The sequence below is a fragment of the Mycobacterium sp. 852002-51961_SCH5331710 genome (assembly GCF_001665535.1).
GTDB lineage: Bacteria > Actinomycetota > Actinomycetes > Mycobacteriales > Mycobacteriaceae > Mycobacterium.
Genome location: NZ_LZSQ01000105.1, coordinates 1 through 16,453, shown reverse-complemented (window position 1 = coordinate 16,453; position 16,453 = coordinate 1). Strand labels below are relative to the sequence as shown.

Sequence of the window (16,453 nt, the reverse complement as noted above, 5' to 3'; positions counted from 1 at the left end):
GGTCGGTGGTTGCATGGGCCACGTACCGATGAATTCGGCGCTCGGCGCAGGTCGGTACTGGTGACCCCCTCCGCGGGCGCAAACCCGAATCGAAAGGAGCCCTGCACATGGCCATCGAGGTAAAGCCAGAAGTGTCCCCCATGCTCACGGTCAGCGACGGCGCTGCGGCCATCGATTTCTACGTCAAGGCGTTCGACGCCGAGGAACTCGGCCGGGTGCCCGGACCGGACGGGAAGAAGTTGTTCCACGCGGCGCTGCGCATCAATGGTTCGCTGGTGATGCTCAACGACGATTTTCCGGAGATGAACGACGGCAGGTCGGAGACGCCGGAGGCGTTCGGCGGTTCGCCTGTGACTATTCACCTGACCGTCAGCGATGTCGATGCCAAGTTTCAGAAGGCGGTCGACGCCGGTGCGACCGTCGTGATGCCGCTCGATGACATGTTCTGGGGCGACCGCTACGGCGTGCTACGCGACCCGTTCGGACACATGTGGTCGATGGGGCAGCCGATGCGCGAGGTCAGCCCCGAGGAGATCGAGAAGGCGGTGCAGCAGCCCCAGTGACGTCAGCGGCGCAGGCCGGCGAGTAGGCGCCGGCCGAACCGCGGCGCGTCCGCTTTCGCAGCTGTCAGCATGTCGGCGACCGAGGTGAACTTCACGCGCGGGCGCTCGTCGCCGCCGCGGGCGATCTCGGCGGCGTCGATCGCCTTCCACCCGGCCGAGTCGACCATGTCTGGACGTCGGCTGCGGACAAGCTTGTCGAGTGCGCCCGGCTTGTATAGCGGGTCGCGCAGCCTGCCGTCGTTGTAGTCGGCGACCAGGTTGTGCACGCTCTGTGCCGCGCACGACTTGTTGGTGCCGATGAATCCCGTCGGTCCGCGTTTGATCCACCCGGCGACGTAGCTGCCGGGAACCGGCTCACCCGAGCGGGGGTCGACGACGCGTCCGCCGTCGTTGGGAACGACCGCCACAGACTCGTCGAAGGGCAGGCCGCGAATCGGTCTGCCGCGGTAGCCGATCGAGGTCAGCACCAGCCCCGCGTCGAGCCGACAGACCTCGTCGGTTCCGGTGACGGTGAACTCGATCGCGTCAGTCCGGCCCTCGCCGACCACCCGCTTTGGCGTCATCCGGTACGCCAGGCGGATCCGCGGCCGTGTCGCCGGCGCCGAGGTATCCCCGACCTTGCTCAGGACTTCCAACTTGTTGCGCGTCAACGGATCTTCGGCAGCGGCCAGGTCCCGGTCCACCAACTCGTGGTCGGCGGGCGACAACACCACGTCGCACGTCGACGTCAACCCCAACAGCTCGGGCAGCGTGAATGCCGAGTCCTTCGGCCCGCGCCGAGCCGCGATCACGACCTCGGTCACCTTGGATTCGCGAAGCACGGCGAGCGCGTGATCGGAGATGTCGGTTCGCGCAAGCACATCCGGACGTGTGGTGAGGATCCGTGCGACGTCGAGGGCGACGTTACCGTTGCCGACGATGACCACCCGCTCATGAGCCAGATCGACTGGCAGCGAGTCGAATTCGGGGTGGCCGTTGTACCAGGCCACGAACTCGGTGGCGGTGCCCGTGCCCGGCAGCCCCATCCCTGCGATGTCGAGCCGCCGATCGTTGGGCGCCCCCACCGCGTAGAGCACGGCATGGTGATGTTCGAGCAGCTCGTCGTGTGTGACGTCCGTGCCCACCTCGACGTTGAGGTAGACGGTGAACCCCGGCTGCGCCGCTACCTTGTCGAACAGTTTGGTCACCCGCTTGGTGCTCTGATGGTCGGGCGCGACACCCGCGCGCACCAACCCGTACGGCGTGGGCAGCCGCTCGAAAACGTTGACGCACACGCCCTTCTGGGTGAGCAATTCGTCGGCGGCGTACATCGCGGCGGGCCCGGAACCGACGATCGCGACGGTCAGCGGTCCGCCGGCGCGCGGATAAACCACCGGCGCCTCGATGACCGGCGCCAACTTCGACGTCGGCGGCAGCTTGCCGTCCGGTTCGGGATAGAACGCCGCGTTCAACTCGACGAACGGAAGTTGCTCCGGCGTCAACTTCGAATCGTGCGATATCGCCCCGACCGGGCACGCCGACACGCAGGCTCCGCAGTCGACGCACGCCACGGGATCGATGTAGAGCATCTCGGCGGTCGCGAAACCGGGCTCGTCGGGTGTCGGGTGAATGCAGTTGACCGGGCACGCGTAGACACAGGACCCGTCGCTGCAACACGACTGGGTGATCACGTGGGGCACGTCGTGCGTCCTAGGCGGCGATCACGTGCTGACGGGCCGGTTCGCTGCGGTAACGGCTCGGCTTGCCGTCGATCTTGCAGAGCCGCCACATCAACCTCGCGAACGGGTTCATCAATCCGGTTTCATGGCACAGCATCCGAACATCGCCGAACATGTCGCGCAGGAACTGGCGGGACTTCGGCGCGCGGAAGAACAGCTCCTTGCGCACCGAGCGCGGGATGTCGAACTCACGCCAGAAAGCCTTCGGCGGCACGATGATCGCCTGGCACAACACCCGCATGATGATCGGCACGTTCAACGACAGCCAGAACCGCTGACGGCGGTTGAGCCGCGGCAGGCGCTTGCGCAGATACTCGTGCGCGAACGAGATGTGACGGGCCTCCTCCGCGACGTGGATGGCCATCACCCGCTCCATGATCGGGTGCAGTTCCTTGCCCTCGCGCAACACGTTCTTCTGTGTGTGGTCGATCGGCTCCTCGCCGGCGAGCACGCCGAAGAAGAACGGGATCGGCAGCGGTCCGGCCACGAGCGGGATGAACGGCGACAGCCACCGCAGCATGCGGGGCATGCCAGGCACGTCGGCGCCGATGCGGTTGACCATCTCCTGGAACATCATCGTGTGGTTGCACTCTTCGACCGACTCGTGCAGGCAGTACCGGTACTCGGGTGACCCGTTGGGCACCCAGAACGCGTAGTTCGTCAGCCCGCGGATGAGGATGATCTCGAACTGCAGACCGACCTTCGCGACGTTGGCCTGCCGCCACATTCCGATCTCGATCTGTCGTTCGAGCGGTTGCGCCTGATACCAGGGATGTCCACCGAGCGGGTCGGTCGCGGGCAGCACCCAGCGCGGGTCGTTCTCAGTGACCGCGAACTCCGGGGAGTCCCAGTCGATATCGGTGTACGGATTGAAGTTCCGCCGCACCGACCCTTCGGACAGCGTGGTGAGCGTGTCGACGTATTCGGCGTCCTCGGTGACTTCCATGTTGCGACGCCATCGCCTGACCAATCGGGTTCGCGCCATTCTCGGACCTCCCCTATGAGGTTTACATCTGCGCCTCTGATGTCCAACAACGGTACCGGAGGTATCGCCTACTGAACATACCCCCGAGCGCGATGTGTCACACGGGGTCAAAGACATCGAGATGTGATCGCGGTCACAGCTGTGAGTGCCCGCGAGGAGAGGTGAGCGCCGGGCGCTATCTGCTGCCGAACTCACCCACGGCGGCGGCCCTGGGGCCGTTGCGCACCACGGCGACACCGACTTCGGTCATGCTGCAGTCGGTGATAATCGCGCGGTGCCCGGGGCTGTTCATCCACCAATTGACCGCTTCGGCGGGCACCGCCCCGACCCCCGTGCTCCAGAAGATGATTTCGCCGGCGTTGGAGAACTGCGTGTAGCCGGCGGCGGTGATGCGCTGGCCAACGGATGACCCGTCCGAACCGGTGTGGCTGCGAACGTTGTTGGCGAGCATGTCGTTAGCCTGCCGGGCCGCGGCGGAGCTCAGCTGCGGGTTTCCCGCAACCGGGCCGCAGCCGTTCCCCGCGCGTGCGGCATTGATCTCGTTCAAAAGTGCGCCGTCGTCGGCGCCATCGGCCTGGGCCGGGCCCGCGACCAGCGGTGCGCAGACCGCCAGAGCACCCGTGCAGATGGAAAACAGGACCGAGCTTTTTCTACGACTGTTCACGTGCCCCCCTGGGCTCGAGCTTCAGTCCCCGACAGGTCACAGTATGGACACAACGAGGTCTCTATGTAGGTCGTTTACCCACTTTTGTGACATATCTCTGCCGCCCATCCCCGCGCGGACCGCACAGGACCGGTCATTACTGTTGATCGCATGTCGCAGCCAGATGCTCTTCGCCCGAGCGGCTCATCGGCCCTCGCGATCCCCGCCGACCTCAAACCGCGCGACGGCCGTTTCGGCTGCGGACCCTCGAAGGTCCGCCCCGAACAGCTGGCCGCGCTCGCCGCGGCGGGTGACCTGTTCGGAACCTCGCATCGCCAGGCGCCGGTGAAGAATCTGGTCGGCCGGGTACGCGACGGACTGCGTGAGCTGTTCTCGGTGCCCGACGGGTACGAGGTGATTCTCGGCAACGGCGGCACCACCGCGTTCTGGGATGCGGCGGCGTTCGGCCTGATCGAGAAGCGTTCGCTGCACCTGACCTACGGCGAGTTCAGCGCGAAGTTCGCCTCAGCGGTGGCCAAGAACCCGTTCGTGGGCGACCCCGTCGTCGTCAAGGCGGATCCGGGCAGCGCACCGGAGCCGACGTCGGATACGTCGGTCGACCTGATCGGCTGGGCGCACAACGAGACTTCAACGGGGGTCGCGGTCCCCGTGCAGCGTCCAGACGGTTCGGGCGATGCGTTGATCGCGATCGACGCAACGTCCGCGGCGGGCGGGCTGCCGGTCGACATCACCGAATCCGACGTCTACTACTTCGCTCCGCAGAAGAACTTCGCCGGCGACGGCGGGCTGTGGGTGGCAATCATGTCGCCGGCCGCGCTCGCCCGCGTCGAGGCGATCGCGGCCGCGGGTCGCTGGGTGCCAGAGTTCTTGTCGCTGCCGATCGCGATCGAGAACAGCCTCAAGAATCAGACGTACAACACCCCGGCGATCGGCACCTTGATCCTGTTCGCCGAGCAGCTGGACTGGCTGCTGGGCAACGGTGGCCTGGACTGGGCGGTCAAGCGCACGGCGGATTCGTCGCAGCGGCTTTACGGCTGGGCCGACGCGGCGCAGTTCGCCACGCCGTTCGTCACCGACCCGGCGTTGCGCTCGCAGGTGGTGGGCACAGTGGACTTCAACGAGGACGTCGACGCGGCCGCGGTGGCCAAGACGCTGCGGGCCAACGGCATCGTCGACACCGAGCCCTACCGCAAGCTCGGCCGCAACCAGCTGCGGGTGGGCATGTTCCCGGCCGTCGATCCGGAGGACGTCAGCGCGCTGACTGCATGCATCGACTGGGTGGTGTCGCGTCTTTAGCCCGCGTGTCATACCAGGTAACGGGCGGATAACGCAGTAGTGTCCGGTTGATCGGGCTTCGCGTTAGCCCGGAGGAGGTCGCCATGCGGGAACTCAAAGTCGTCGGACTCGATGTGGACGGCAAACGAATCATCTGCGAGGCCGACGGCTCCGGCGAGAAGTTCACGTTGCTGCGCGACGATCGGCTGCGGGCCGCCGTCCGTGGTGACCAGGTGGGTTCGAGTCAGCCACGAGACGAGGCCGAGGTTCAAACCGTGCTGCGACCCAAGGAGATTCAGTCCCGAATCAGGGCCGGTGCATCCGTAGAACAGGTCGCGGAGGCTTCGGGCGTCGACGTGTCCCGTGTCGAGCGGTTCGCACATCCGGTATTGCTCGAGCGTGCCCGCGCCGCCGAGCTGGCAACCGCCGCGCATCCGGTGCTCGCCGACGGGCCGTCGGTCCTGACCCTGCTGGAGACGGTCACGACGGCGCTGATCGCGCGCGGACTCGACCCGGACGCGCCGACCTGGGACGCGTGGCGCAACGAGGACGGCCGCTGGACGGTGCGGCTGGCATGGAAAGCAGGTAGGTCGGACCTCGCGGCGCATTTCCGCTTTTCTCCCGGCGCCCATGGTGGGACGGTCACCGCCTTCGACGATGCGGCGTCCGAACTGATCGACCCGAACTTCAGTCGACCGCTGCGCCCCGTGGCTGCGCTGCCCGAGCCGCAGGTCGAGGTCGAGGAGCCGACGCTTCCGATCGACCCGCCGGTGCAGGCGACTCCACCCGAGCCCCAGCCCGAAGAAGCCCCGGAGCCCGTCGCGCCGAAGCCGGCCAAGGCCCGCAGGGGTAAGGCCAAGCCCGCCGTTCCGGCCTGGGAGGACGTCCTGCTGGGCGTGCGCTCCAGCGGCCAGCGCTGAGGTCCTCCCGCACTTCTTCCCGCGAGCAGTCGCAAAACTGCCCGAAAACGCGCGAAATTGGGCAGTTTTGCGTCTGGTCGGCAGGACCGGGCGACCTCCGAGTTCGGCTCAGGTCAGCTGCTGAGCGCGACGGCGAGCACGACCAGCCACGCGGCGGCCACGCCGACGCCGGAGCCCAGCACGAACCACCGCCACACCGGCCGATTGCGCCAGCCCCACACCGTCGGGGCCAGGCCGCCGACCGCGACCAGGTTGAGCCCGATCGCCAGCAGCGGATGCAGCCGCAGCAGGCCGAGGCTGAGCACCACGATCGCGGCCGCGATCACCGCCGCGACGAACGCCGCCACCGTCAACCCCATCGCCCAGGGCGTCGAGTCGTCGGTCATCTCCGTCACTCCGATTCGCTCCGCTCTCCCCTACCCTTCGGGTGTGGCCCCAGCTCGCCGGTCCCCAATCTAACCCGCTCATAGAACGCCAGTGCGGCAGCGGTCGCGACGTTGAGCGAGTCGGTTCCCCGCGACATCGGTATCCGCACCCGAAGATCCGCCGCGCGCATCGTCCGCTCGGTCAGCCCCGGTCCTTCCGCCCCGACCAGGATCGCCACCTTGTCGTCGACGACGTCCGACATCGCGTCGGCCAGGGAACGCGCGGTGGGGCCCGGCGTCATGGCTAACATGCGAAAGCCGTTGTCGCGCAACAACTCCAAATCCGCGGGCCACGACTGCGCCCACGCGTACGGCACGAGCAGCGCGTGGCCCATCGACACCCGGACCGCACGCCGGTACAGCGGGTCGGCGCAGCCGGTGCCGAAGACGACCGCGTCCACACCGAGGCCGGCGGCATTTCGAAAGATCGAGCCGAGGTTCTCGTGGTCGTTTACGCCTTCGAGCACCGCGACGGTGCGGGCGCCGTCCAACACCTCCGCGACCGTCAACTCCCGCGGCCGCGACGCCGAAGCCAGCACGCCGCGGTTGAGGTGAAAGCCCACCACGTCCGCCATCACATCGGCAGCCACGCGGTAGTAGGGAGCCGAGACACCGCCGAGGTCGGCCGCGAGCTCCTGTAGGCGGCGGTCGGTGCCCATCATCGCGCGGGGGACGAACCGCGACGCCAGCATCCGCTGCACCACCAGCACGCCCTCGGCGATCACCAGCCCCTTGCCGGTGGGCAGATCGGGTCGGCGGTCGACGCTGTTGAGGTCGCGGAAGTCGTCGAGACGCGGATCGGACGGATCGGCGACGTCGATCACGGTGGCTGCCACGGTCACGCCCGACCGGCACCGCCGCGCCGTGGGCTACCTTTCATAGCAATGACCCCGCAACCACCTCCGCTGCCCGCCGTCCTGCTCAGGCCCGGGCCGGTCGTCGTCGCGATCGCGGCCGGGTGGGTTGTCGCTGCGATCCTGGCTTTCACGGTGACCGGTTTACACGAGTGGCGGCCGTACACGCTGGCCGGGCTGGGTGTCGGCGCCCTTGGCACGGGCATCTGGTTGTGGCAACGTCGCGCCGTGCGTCGCGGATCGCGCGGGGCTCAGAGCGGACTCACGTAAACAAGAGACAGGAGGACGCAATGGCAGCGCCGCTGTTGCAAGCCGAGACGACGATCAACGCCCCGGTGTCGAAGGTGTGGGAGCTGATCTCCGACCTCAAGAACATGCCGCGATGGAGCCCGCAGTGCCGACTCATGAAGACGTTCGGCCCGCTACGGCCGGGGGCGAAGACGATCAACTTGAATCGACGCAAGTTCCTGTTCTGGCCCACCACGAGTCAGATCACCGAGCTGGTTCCGGAGAAGAAGCTTGCGTTCCGGGTCAACGAGAACGGCACGGTGTGGAGCTACGAGCTCGAACCCACGGAGACCGGCACCCGACTGGTGGAGACCCGTCACGCGGAGAACGGCGTGAAGCCGGTTTCGAATATGGCGGTCAACGCGGTCATGGGCGGGGTGCCCAGTTTCGAACGCGAACTCGTCGAAGGCATGAACGAGTCGCTCGCGAGGATCAAGGCCGCGGCCGAGAGCTAATCGGCGGGCTCGGCCAGATCGAGCACGCCGTCGTCGTACGGGTCATACAACGGTGATCCGCCACCGGCGGGTTGCGGGGTGTCCGAGTGTGCACCGCAACCGTATTCGGCGTCGACGACGTGACCGTCGGCGGAGAACTCGTTGGCGCAGACGCCGAACATCGTCCCGAGCGCTCCGGACAGCGGAAGGTAGAAGCCGCAGTCTCGGCATACCCGCCGCGTCGAACGCGCCATCGCCGAACCCGGTCCGTAGTCGCCGTCGTGCCAACGTTGCGCGGCGTCCAGGCGACCCCACTGGCTGAGCACCTGGCGTCGGCCCAGACCGACCTCGAGCGCGACGTCATCGATCTGCGGATCGCCGGTCGCCATGTATCCGGGAACCAGCCGCGGGTCGTCGGCTGGCGGCGCGAGGAGGTCTCCCGGGCCCAGATCGCCGGGGCGGACACGTTCTTCCCACGGCACCCACTTCGGCGCCAGCAACGCCGTCGGCCCCGGCACCAGCACCACCTCGCTGATGGTTGCGTGGTCGGCGCCGGGCCATGCCGCGACGACGACAGCCCACTGCCAGCCGCGGTAGCCAGGCAGGTCGGCGAGGAAGCGGTGCGTAGCCGCGGTCGGGTCCTCGAAGCTCGCACCGAGGTATTCACCGACGGTGTTCTCGCCGCTGAACTCGACGATCGCCGCGCGGGCGTCGTCGACGGCGCCGAGAAGCACCGCCTCCAGATCCGGCCGTTCGGCGGATTCGGTCACGCTGTCCATCGCCCTCAATACTGCCTGACCGGCTAACCGGCAGCCACACCGGTTGGCTGCACGCCCGCCACCGCTTCGATGGTGGAGAATCGACATCGTGACCGGACCGCGTCGTGACCCCCGAGACTTCACGGGTCGGCGCGACCCCCGCTACTACCCGCCGCGACCGCCCGCCGACGACCGGTGGAGCGACGAGCACCCGGGAATGGCGAACTATCCGAGCGACCCGAGTTACCGTCGCCCCCGCCGCAACGGCCCGACCCCGAGCGCCAACCGCTGGCTGCCGCCGCTCGACGAGCCCACCCGCGAATTCGGCGCCACGCCCCCTCCGCACCGGATGGGCAGCGCCGCGGGCGAAAAGATCACCGTCACAAGGGTGGCCGCGCAGCGCAGCCGCGAGATGGGCTCCAAGATGTACGGCCTGGTGCACCGGGCCGCGACCGCCGACGGCGCCGACAAGTCCGGTCTGACGGCGCTGACGTGGCCGGTGGTCGCGAACTTCGCCGTGGACGCCGCGATGGCGGTGGCGCTGGCCAACACCCTGTTCTTCGCGGCGGCCTCCGGGGAGAGCAAGGGCAAGGTCGCGCTGTACCTGTTGATCACCATCGCGCCGTTCGCCGTCATCGCGCCGCTGATCGGGCCGGCGCTCGACCGCCTGCAGCACGGCCGCCGGGTCGCGCTGGCCACGTCCTTCGCGTTGCGCACCGCGCTCGCCGTGGTGTTGATCGCCAACTACGACGGCGCCACCGGAAGCTTCCCGTCGTGGGTGCTCTACCCGTGCGCACTGGGAATGATGGTGCTGTCCAAGTCATTCAGCGTGCTGCGCAGCGCGGTGACGCCGCGTGTGCTGCCGCCGACCATTGACTTGGTTCGGGTGAACTCGCGGCTGACCACGTTCGGACTACTCGGCGGCACGATGGTCGGCGGCGCGGTTGCCGCCGGGGCGGAGTACCTGTTCAAGCTGTTCGAGATGCCGGGCGCGCTCTACGTGATCGTCGCGGTGTCGGTGGCCGGTGCCGCACTGTCGATGCGGATCCCGAGATGGGTGGAGGTCACCGAGGGCGAGGTGCCGGCGACGCTGAGCTATCACGGTCGCACGGGCGAACTGCGGCGCGGCGCCGAACCGTTGTCGCCGCCGAAGTCGGCGCGCCAGCCGTTGGGGCGCAACACCATCGCCGCGCTGTGGGGCAACTGCACCATCAAGGTGATGGTCGGCTTTCTGTTCCTGTATCCGGCGTTCGTCGCCAAGTCGCATGACGCCAGCGGGTGGGAGCAGTTGCGCATCCTCGGGGTGATCGGCGCGGCCGCGGCCATCGGCAACTTCGCGGGCAACTTCACCAGCGCGCGACTCAAGCTCGGCTATCCGGCGAAGGTGGTCGTGCGCTGCACGGTCGTCGTCACCCTCGTCGCGCTGGCCGCCGCGTTGACCGGCAACCTTCTGGTGGCGGCGATCGCGACACTGGTGACCTCGGGGGCCAGTGCGATCGGCAAGGCCTCGCTGGACGCGTCGCTGCAGGACGATCTGCCCGAGGAGTCGCGGGCGTCGGCGTTCGGCCGTTCGGAGTCGGTGCTGCAGCTTGCCTGGGTCGCGGGCGGCGCGGTCGGCGTGCTCGTATACACCGAACTGTGGGTCGGCTTCACGGCGATCACCTCAGTGCTGATCCTCGGCCTCGCGCAAACCGTCGTGAGCTACCGCGGTGACTCGCTGATTCCCGGCCTCGGCGGAAACCGACCCGTGCTGGCCGAACAAGAGGGCGGGCTTTCCGACGCCGCGGCGGTGGCGCACGAGTGAAGCGCATGATCGCCGCGCTGGTCGCGGTGGTGATTCTCGCGAGCGTGGGCACCGGCGTGCTCATCTGGCGGCTCAGCGCCGAACCCGCCCCGAAATACCCTGAGATCAGTGCATATTCGAGTGGCCACCTCGTGCGTGTCGGCCCCTATCGGTACTGCGACGTGAAAAACCCGACCAAGTGCGAGGTGTTCGAGGATCAGGGCGAGCTGCCGGTCAACGAACGTCACACAGTGCAGGTGTCGGTGCCGCCGGCGATCGGTCGGGCGCCGTGGGTGCTGTTGCGCCAATACGAGGACTCCGACGTGATCGAGGAATTCCGGCCCAACACCCGCTTGGCGGTGACGATCCCGACCGTCGACCCGCACCGCGGCAAGCTCACCGGGTTCGTCATATGGCTGCCCACGCTGGTCCGCATCGACGAGGAAGAGGTGCCTGCGCCGCACGCCGAGTGGTCGGTGCGCACGGTGTGGTCCTGACGGGTCAGCCTGCTCCGTGCCCGTGCGGTACGCGTTCGCCGTCGCGCGGCGGGCCCGGCGGGCTTCCATCGCCGAAGGGTCTGCCGCCCAACGCTTCCCGGCCGTGGGGTGTCAACCAGTTGGACAGGTCGGGCCCCTTCGGAACGACCTGCGTCGGGTTGATGTCGGTGTGCACGATGTAGTAGTGCTGCTTGATCTGGACGAAGTCGATGGTGTCGCCGAAGCCCGGCGTCTGGAACAGGTCTCGGGCGTAAGCCCACAACACGGGTAGCTCGGCGAGTTTCTGGCGGTTGCACTTGAAGTGCCCGTGATAGACGGGGTCGAACCGCGCAAGCGTGGTGAACAGCCGGACGTCGGCCTCGGTGATGGTGTCGCCCACCAGGTATCGCTGGCCGTCCAGGCGCTCGGAGAGCAAGTCGAGCGCGAAGAACAGCCGGTCGTAGGCCTTCTCGTAGGCCTCCTGGGAGCCGGCGAACCCGCACCGGTACACACCGTTGTTGATCTCGGTGTAGATGCGTTGCGCCACCTCGTCGATCTCGTCGCGCAGCGGCTCCGGGTACAGGTCCGGCGCGCCGTCGCGGTGGTACTGGGTCCACTCGGTGGAGAAGTCGAGCGTGATCTGGGGGAAGTCGTTGGTGACGACCTCACCGGTCGGCACGTCGACGATGGCCGGGACCGTGATGCCCTTGTCGTAGTCGGGGAACCGTTTGAGGTAGGCGTCCTTGAGCCGCGGGATCTTCAGCACCGGGTCGACGCCGCCCGGATCGAGGTCGAACGTCCAGCTGTCCTCGTCGTGGGTCGGACCGCAGAAGCCGATGGACAACACGTCCTCGAGGCCCAGCAGCCGTCGAACGATGATCGCGCGGTTGGCCCACGGGCAGGCGCGCGCGACGACCAGCCGGTAGCGGCCGGGTTCGACGGGGTAGCCGTCGCGGCCATCGGCGGTGATACGAGTGCCGATGTACTTGGTGTCGCGGTTGAACTCGCCACCCGAGTCGGACTTGTCGGCGACATATGCCATGACGTCGATTCTTCCCCCCGAATCTGAACTTATGCGCGTTCTGGCGCCAGGTTTCCGCGCACAAGCTCAGTTTCGAGTGAGTCGCCCAGTGGAACCGGCTGGGCGACACCGCCGTCATACCACTGTGGACTGGCCGTTCTTGGGTAGCGAGGCGCTGGCAGCGGGCAGGGTCAACCGCTATCAACTGTCCACCCGATACGAGGCTGTCTTTCGCAATGTGTACGTCCCGCGCGGTCAGGTGCTCACGCCAATGGACAACGCGCGTGCTGCGTGGCTGTGGTCGAGACGCACGGCGACGGTCGTCGCTGTCTCGGCTGCGGCGGTGCACGGAGCGAAGTGGATCGACACCCGACTTCCGGCCGAACTCAACCAGCGCAGCCAGCACAAGACAAGAGGAATCGTCCTGCACAACGACACGCTGGCGCCCGAGGAAATCTGCACCGTGCGTGGACTACCGGTGACGACCCCGGCGCGGACGGCGTTCGACGTCGGCCGCCGATATGGGCGGACCCTCGCCGTCATTCGCGTGGATGCGTTGCTTCGTGCCACCGCGCTGCAGCTGTCCGACGTCAACGCCCTGATCGAACGTCACCGCGGCGCACGGGGTCTGAGACAACTGCGCGAAGTCCTGATACTCGCCGACCCAGGCGCCGAATCGCCGCAGGAAACACGCACCCGGCTCGTGCTGACGGACGCCGGTCTACGACCTTCGCGCACGCAGATCAACGTCTATGACGCTTGCGGCGTGCACGTCGGTCGCATCGACATGGGATGGCCTGAGTGGAAGGTGGGCGTCGAGTACGACGGGGAACAGCACTGGACGAACCCGCGGATTCGCGCAGCCGACATCGATAGACAGGCGAGGTTGGAAGCGCTCGGCTGGCGGATCATCCGCGTGAGCGCCGAGATGCTGCGCTATCGACCGAACACAATCATCGAGCGCACAACCTCCGCTCTGCGCGACGCGGGCTGGCCCGGGCCGAGCCGCCGAATCTGAACTTATGCGCGTTCCAGGCCCGAATACTCGAACACAAGCTCAGTTTCGAGCCGATAAAACCTAGTGCTCGAGCTCGCGGGCGACCGCACGCACCACTTCGGACACCCGGCGAGCGACCTTGCGGTCGGGATAGCGGCCCTTACGCAGCTCGGGCTGCACGGTGCTCTCCAGCAGCGTGATCATGTCCTCGATCATCCCGTGCAGCTCGTCGGGCGAGTGCTTGCGCTCGGCGGCGGCCGCCTCGCGGCGCATCCGCGTGAGGCTAGGCGGCGGATCGATGACCTTCAACGTCAACGCCTGGGGACCGCGCCTGCCCGCGGCGATCCCGAACTCGACGCGCTGACCGGCCTTGAGGGTCTCGACACCGGATGGCAGCGCCGAGGATCGGACGTAGACGTCCTCGCCGTCCTCCTGCGACAAAAACCCGAAGCCCTTTTCGGCGTCGTACCACTTAACCTTGCCGGTCGGCACTGGTCTCACCCGCTCGTCTTGTGTACCTACATAGCGAACATAAGGAAAGCGCCCCGATTGCGCCGGGACGCGTGTTGCCCGATCCTACTCTGACCTCTACCTCGCCAGCACCCCCTTATCGGTAGGCTGAAAGCCACCGCTGGAGGAGAAGAAGCGCCCATATGCGATTGATACTCAACATCATCTGGTTGGTCTTCGGCGGTTTATGGCTGGCGCTGGGCTACCTGCTCGCGGCGCTGATCTGCTTCGTGCTGATCATCACCATCCCGTTCGGGTTCGCCGCCCTGCGCATCGCGGTGTACGCGCTGTGGCCGTTCGGCCAAACGATCGTCGACAAACCGGGACCCCGTCCCGGAGCGCTGATCGGCAACGTCATCTGGGTCATCCTGTTCGGCGTCTGGCTGGCGATCGGCCACGTCATCACCGCCGTGGCGATGGCGATCACGATCGTCGGCATCCCCCTCGCGCTGGCCAACCTCAAGCTCATCCCGGTGTCGCTGATGCCGCTCGGCAAGGACATCGTCCCCGTCGACAGCCTGGGCCAGCCCGCCGCCGATCCTCGGCGAGCCGCCGCATGACCGTCATCGACCTCGGTGTGCCCTCGGCCGCACCGCCCTCGCCCGCCCCCGCCGGCGGGCCGCTGATCGACACCTTCGGCCGGGTCGCCACCGATCTGCGGGTGTCGCTGACCGACCGCTGCAATCTGCGCTGCACCTACTGCATGCCCGCCGAGGGACTGGACTGGCTGCCGTCGGAACAGCTGCTGCGGCCCGAGGAGCTGACCCGCCTGCTGCGCATCGCCGTGGAGAAGCTGGGCATCCGAAGCGTGCGCTTCACCGGGGGCGAGCCGCTGGTCGCCCGGCACCTCGAGGACGTCGTCGCCGCCACGGCCGCGCTGCGACCGCGCCCGGAGATCACGTTGACAACCAACGGCATCGGCCTCGACAAGCGGGCCGAGCGGCTCAAGAGCGCCGGGCTGAACCGGATCAACGTATCGCTGGACACCGTGGACTCCGCGCGGTTCGCCGCGATCACCCGCAGGGACCGACTCGCCGATGTGCTGGCCGGTCTGCGGGCGGCCAAGGCCGCGGGGCTCGATCCGGTGAAGGTCAACGCCGTGCTCGACCCGGTCACCGGGCTCGACGACGCGGTGGCGCTGCTGCGGTACTGCCTCGACCACGGCTATCAGCTGCGCATCATCGAGCAGATGCCGTTGGACGCCGGCCACGCGTGGCAGCGGGGCAAGGCGATCGCCGCGGACGACGTGCTGGCCGCGCTTCAGCAGCACTTCGACCTCACCCCCGATTCCGCGCCGCGCGGATCGGCGCCCGCCGAGTTGTGGCGGGTGGACGGCGGGGTGGGCAAGGTCGGCATCATCGCCTCGGTCTCGCACGCGTTCTGCTCCGCTTGCGACCGCACCCGGCTGACCGCCGACGGTCAGGTCCGCAACTGTCTGTTCGCCCGGCAGGAGACCGACCTGCGCCGCCTGATGCGCGACGGTGCCGACGACGCCGCCGTCGAGGCCGCGTGGCGCGCGGCGATGTGGGCCAAGGCCGCGGGCCACGGCATCAACGATCCGGACTTCGTGCAACCCGACCGCCCGATGAGCGCGATCGGCGGATGAGTCGAAGGAAGCAATGACGACGGCAACGACATTCGCGGTGAACGTCCGCTACTTCGCGGCTGCACGGGCCGCCGCCGGTAACGATGAGGAGACGATTCGGCTTCGGCCCGGAACGACGCTCGCGGTGCTCGTCGCCGGCCTGGCCGAACGCGACGAGAATCTCGCGAAAGTCTTGAAACGCTGCAGTTTTCTGTGCGACGGCGTCGCAGTGCGCGATGAGTCGGTCGCGTTGCGCGACGCTCAAACGATCGATGTTCTTCCCCCATTCGCTGGCGGATAACGGTGATTTCCGTCACATAACGGAATGATCACAACCTGGCTACGACGCGGTGGAGCCCGCGATAGTCCTGCGGAAACGCCCGAAACTGCTGGGCATTTAGAGGATTTTTAAGATTTGCCGAGGCGGAAAACGCCGTAATCGGCAAAAGATGACGCGGCCAAAACGAGCCGATACGGTTCAGTCCCAAGCCGGTCGACCCCAAACCGATTGGCCCGCCGTGCCCAACCGCGCCGAGCTCCATCCGTTGGCGCACGGGATACCAACGAACAACTTGGATGGAGGCGGGGGACCCACCGGTCCGCCGAGTCAAAGACGGACCAGGAACCGACGGTTCCTTGGGGTGAAGCCGAATCGCGTTGTGCGACACGGCCGGGCATACCTCTCCAGCCCGAACCCGACAGCTGACCTCGCGGGCGCCGAAGAGAGGACCGAACGCACCTATGAGTGGACGGCACCGCAAGCCGACTTCGTCGGCTGTCAACGTTGCGAAAGTCGCCTTCACGGGCGCTGTGCTCGGAACCGGAAGCATCGCTCTGGCCAGCCAGGCCAACGCCGCCTCGGATAGCGAATGGGATCAGGTCGCCAGCTGCGAGTCCGGCGGCAACTGGTCGATCAACACCGGCAACGGCTATCAGGGCGGGCTGCAGTTCTCGCCGAGCACCTGGTCCGGTCACGGCGGCGGTGAGTACGCACCCGCCGCGCACCTGGCCTCCAAGGAAGAGCAGATCGCGGTCGCCGAACGCGTGCTCGCCAGCCAGGGCAAGGGCGCGTGGCCCACGTGCGGTCGCGGCCTGTCCGGTGCGACGCCGCGCAACGTCGTCGACGACGCGATCGACGCGGTGAACAACCTGCTGCCTCCGCCGCCCCCGCCGTTCGATCCGTCGCTTATACACATC

Annotated in this window: 20 protein-coding genes and 1 riboswitch; of the genes, 12 read left to right on the top strand and 8 right to left on the bottom strand. The window is 67.5% G+C overall.

The window, feature by feature from the left end; genetic code table 11:
* Positions 1–107: 107 nt before the first annotated feature.
* On the top strand, positions 108–563 hold the full coding sequence (locus A5752_RS17800; protein WP_067088166.1) for a VOC family protein: 456 nt from the start codon (positions 108–110) through the stop codon (positions 561–563).
* A gap of 2 nt (positions 564–565) precedes the next feature.
* On the opposite strand, the gene A5752_RS17795 is transcribed toward A5752_RS17800, so the two are convergent.
* The 3 genes from A5752_RS17795 to A5752_RS17785 all read right to left on the bottom strand — a co-directional run bounded on the left by A5752_RS17795 (position 566) and on the right by A5752_RS17785 (position 3,930).
* A complete protein-coding gene (locus tag A5752_RS17795) occupies positions 566–2,242 on the bottom strand; it encodes an FAD-dependent oxidoreductase (RefSeq protein ID WP_067088164.1) in 1,677 nt (558 codons plus the stop codon).
* Between the two features lie 10 nt (positions 2,243–2,252).
* The gene (locus A5752_RS17790) at positions 2,253–3,266 is read right to left on the bottom strand and encodes an AurF N-oxygenase family protein (protein ID WP_067088162.1); all 1,014 of its coding nucleotides are present in this window, start codon (positions 3,264–3,266) and stop codon (positions 2,253–2,255) included.
* Between the two features lie 175 nt (positions 3,267–3,441).
* Complete coding sequence (locus tag A5752_RS17785; protein WP_082963948.1) at positions 3,442–3,930, bottom strand: CAP domain-containing protein; 489 nt, start codon at positions 3,928–3,930, stop codon at positions 3,442–3,444.
* A gap of 150 nt (positions 3,931–4,080) precedes the next feature.
* On the opposite strand from A5752_RS17785, the gene serC reads away from it, so the two are divergent.
* Complete coding sequence (gene serC, locus A5752_RS17780) at positions 4,081–5,226, top strand: phosphoserine transaminase (RefSeq protein ID WP_067088160.1); 1,146 nt, start codon at positions 4,081–4,083, stop codon at positions 5,224–5,226.
* Positions 5,227–5,309: 83 nt separating this feature from the next.
* On the top strand, positions 5,310–6,125 hold the full coding sequence (sepH, locus tag A5752_RS17775) for a septation protein SepH (protein ID WP_067088158.1): 816 nt from the start codon (positions 5,310–5,312) through the stop codon (positions 6,123–6,125).
* Positions 6,126–6,238: 113 nt separating this feature from the next.
* Here the strand turns inward: sepH and A5752_RS17770 are convergent, their stop codons facing one another.
* Complete coding sequence (locus A5752_RS17770; RefSeq protein ID WP_067088210.1) at positions 6,239–6,511, bottom strand: DUF2537 domain-containing protein; 273 nt, start codon at positions 6,509–6,511, stop codon at positions 6,239–6,241.
* Between the two features lie 5 nt (positions 6,512–6,516).
* Positions 6,517–7,392 carry a TrmH family RNA methyltransferase gene (locus A5752_RS17765; protein WP_231983447.1) on the bottom strand — a complete coding sequence of 292 codons (876 nt, stop codon included), beginning with the start codon at positions 7,390–7,392 and terminating at the stop codon, positions 6,517–6,519.
* Positions 7,393–7,434: 42 nt separating this feature from the next.
* Between A5752_RS17765 and A5752_RS17760 the strand changes: the two genes are divergently transcribed.
* Complete coding sequence (locus A5752_RS17760; protein ID WP_067088156.1) at positions 7,435–7,674, top strand: DUF2530 domain-containing protein; 240 nt, start codon at positions 7,435–7,437, stop codon at positions 7,672–7,674.
* Between the two features lie 20 nt (positions 7,675–7,694).
* Positions 7,695–8,147 carry an SRPBCC family protein gene (locus A5752_RS17755; protein ID WP_067088154.1) on the top strand — a complete coding sequence of 151 codons (453 nt, stop codon included), beginning with the start codon at positions 7,695–7,697 and terminating at the stop codon, positions 8,145–8,147.
* On the opposite strand, the gene A5752_RS17750 is transcribed toward A5752_RS17755, so the two are convergent.
* Positions 8,144–8,905 carry a DUF3027 domain-containing protein gene (locus A5752_RS17750; RefSeq protein WP_067088152.1) on the bottom strand — a complete coding sequence of 254 codons (762 nt, stop codon included), beginning with the start codon at positions 8,903–8,905 and terminating at the stop codon, positions 8,144–8,146. The two genes, A5752_RS17755 and A5752_RS17750, sit on opposite strands and share 4 nt — an antisense overlap.
* A 196-nt stretch (positions 8,906–9,101) precedes the next feature.
* Here A5752_RS17750 and A5752_RS17745 point away from each other — a divergent pair, with 196 nt between their 5' ends.
* Both A5752_RS17745 and A5752_RS17740 read left to right on the top strand, forming a co-directional pair.
* Positions 9,102–10,688, top strand: coding sequence for an MFS transporter (locus A5752_RS17745; RefSeq protein ID WP_197500664.1), 1,587 nt, complete (start codon positions 9,102–9,104; stop codon positions 10,686–10,688).
* Complete coding sequence (locus tag A5752_RS17740) at positions 10,685–11,164, top strand: DUF2771 domain-containing protein (RefSeq protein WP_067088148.1); 480 nt, start codon at positions 10,685–10,687, stop codon at positions 11,162–11,164. The genes A5752_RS17745 and A5752_RS17740 overlap by 4 nt, the downstream gene beginning before the upstream one ends.
* Positions 11,165–11,168: 4 nt before the next feature.
* On the opposite strand, the gene A5752_RS17735 is transcribed toward A5752_RS17740, so the two are convergent.
* Positions 11,169–12,185 (bottom strand): glutathione S-transferase family protein, encoded by a 1,017-nt coding sequence (locus A5752_RS17735; RefSeq protein ID WP_067088146.1) that lies wholly within the window; start codon positions 12,183–12,185, stop codon positions 11,169–11,171.
* Positions 12,186–12,309: 124 nt separating this feature from the next.
* On the opposite strand from A5752_RS17735, the gene A5752_RS17730 reads away from it, so the two are divergent.
* Entirely contained in the window at positions 12,310–13,182 is an 873-nt protein-coding gene (locus A5752_RS17730; RefSeq protein WP_067088144.1) for an endonuclease domain-containing protein, read from the top strand.
* Positions 13,183–13,242: 60 nt separating this feature from the next.
* Here the strand turns inward: A5752_RS17730 and A5752_RS17725 are convergent, their stop codons facing one another.
* Positions 13,243–13,653 carry a cold-shock protein gene (locus A5752_RS17725; protein WP_067088142.1) on the bottom strand — a complete coding sequence of 137 codons (411 nt, stop codon included), beginning with the start codon at positions 13,651–13,653 and terminating at the stop codon, positions 13,243–13,245.
* A gap of 161 nt (positions 13,654–13,814) precedes the next feature.
* Here A5752_RS17725 and A5752_RS17720 point away from each other — a divergent pair, with 161 nt between their 5' ends.
* From A5752_RS17720 to A5752_RS17705, 4 genes are all read left to right on the top strand, one after another.
* Positions 13,815–14,231, top strand: a complete 417-nt coding sequence (locus A5752_RS17720) for a YccF domain-containing protein (RefSeq protein WP_067088140.1) — start codon at positions 13,815–13,817, stop codon at positions 14,229–14,231.
* Positions 14,228–15,277 carry a GTP 3',8-cyclase MoaA gene (gene moaA / locus A5752_RS17715; RefSeq protein ID WP_067088138.1) on the top strand — a complete coding sequence of 350 codons (1,050 nt, stop codon included), beginning with the start codon at positions 14,228–14,230 and terminating at the stop codon, positions 15,275–15,277. Before A5752_RS17720 ends, moaA begins: the two co-directional genes overlap by 4 nt.
* A gap of 13 nt (positions 15,278–15,290) precedes the next feature.
* Positions 15,291–15,557: a MoaD/ThiS family protein gene (locus A5752_RS17710; RefSeq protein ID WP_067088136.1), complete on the top strand. Its 267-nt coding sequence runs from the start codon at positions 15,291–15,293 to the stop codon at positions 15,555–15,557.
* A gap of 253 nt (positions 15,558–15,810) precedes the next feature.
* Positions 15,811–15,988: riboswitch (cyclic di-AMP (ydaO/yuaA leader) on the top strand.
* A gap of 9 nt (positions 15,989–15,997) precedes the next feature.
* The coding region (locus tag A5752_RS17705) for a transglycosylase family protein (RefSeq protein WP_197500662.1) at positions 15,998–16,453 on the top strand (456 nt) is incomplete at its 3' end.

Bases quoted from the DNA above. Each gene is read 5' to 3' on its own strand.
- A5752_RS17800 (WP_067088166.1), top strand. From the start codon at position 108: ATGGCCATCGAGGTAAAGCCAGAAGTGTCCCCCATGCTCACGGTCAGC.
- A5752_RS17790 (WP_067088162.1), bottom strand. From the start codon at position 3,266: ATGGCGCGAACCCGATTGGTCAGGCGATGGCGTCGCAACATGGAAGTC.
- serC (WP_067088160.1), top strand. From the start codon at position 4,081: ATGTCGCAGCCAGATGCTCTTCGCCCGAGCGGCTCATCGGCCCTCGCG.
- sepH (WP_067088158.1), top strand. From the start codon at position 5,310: ATGCGGGAACTCAAAGTCGTCGGACTCGATGTGGACGGCAAACGAATC.
- A5752_RS17770 (WP_067088210.1), bottom strand. From the start codon at position 6,511: ATGACCGACGACTCGACGCCCTGGGCGATGGGGTTGACGGTGGCGGCG.
- A5752_RS17760 (WP_067088156.1), top strand. From the start codon at position 7,435: ATGACCCCGCAACCACCTCCGCTGCCCGCCGTCCTGCTCAGGCCCGGG.
- A5752_RS17755 (WP_067088154.1), top strand. From the start codon at position 7,695: ATGGCAGCGCCGCTGTTGCAAGCCGAGACGACGATCAACGCCCCGGTG.
- A5752_RS17750 (WP_067088152.1), bottom strand. From the start codon at position 8,905: ATGGACAGCGTGACCGAATCCGCCGAACGGCCGGATCTGGAGGCGGTG.
- A5752_RS17745 (WP_197500664.1), top strand. From the start codon at position 9,102: ATGGCGAACTATCCGAGCGACCCGAGTTACCGTCGCCCCCGCCGCAAC.
- A5752_RS17735 (WP_067088146.1), bottom strand. From the start codon at position 12,185: ATGGCATATGTCGCCGACAAGTCCGACTCGGGTGGCGAGTTCAACCGC.
- A5752_RS17720 (WP_067088140.1), top strand. From the start codon at position 13,815: ATGCGATTGATACTCAACATCATCTGGTTGGTCTTCGGCGGTTTATGG.
- moaA (WP_067088138.1), top strand. From the start codon at position 14,228: ATGACCGTCATCGACCTCGGTGTGCCCTCGGCCGCACCGCCCTCGCCC.
- A5752_RS17710 (WP_067088136.1), top strand. From the start codon at position 15,291: ATGACGACGGCAACGACATTCGCGGTGAACGTCCGCTACTTCGCGGCT.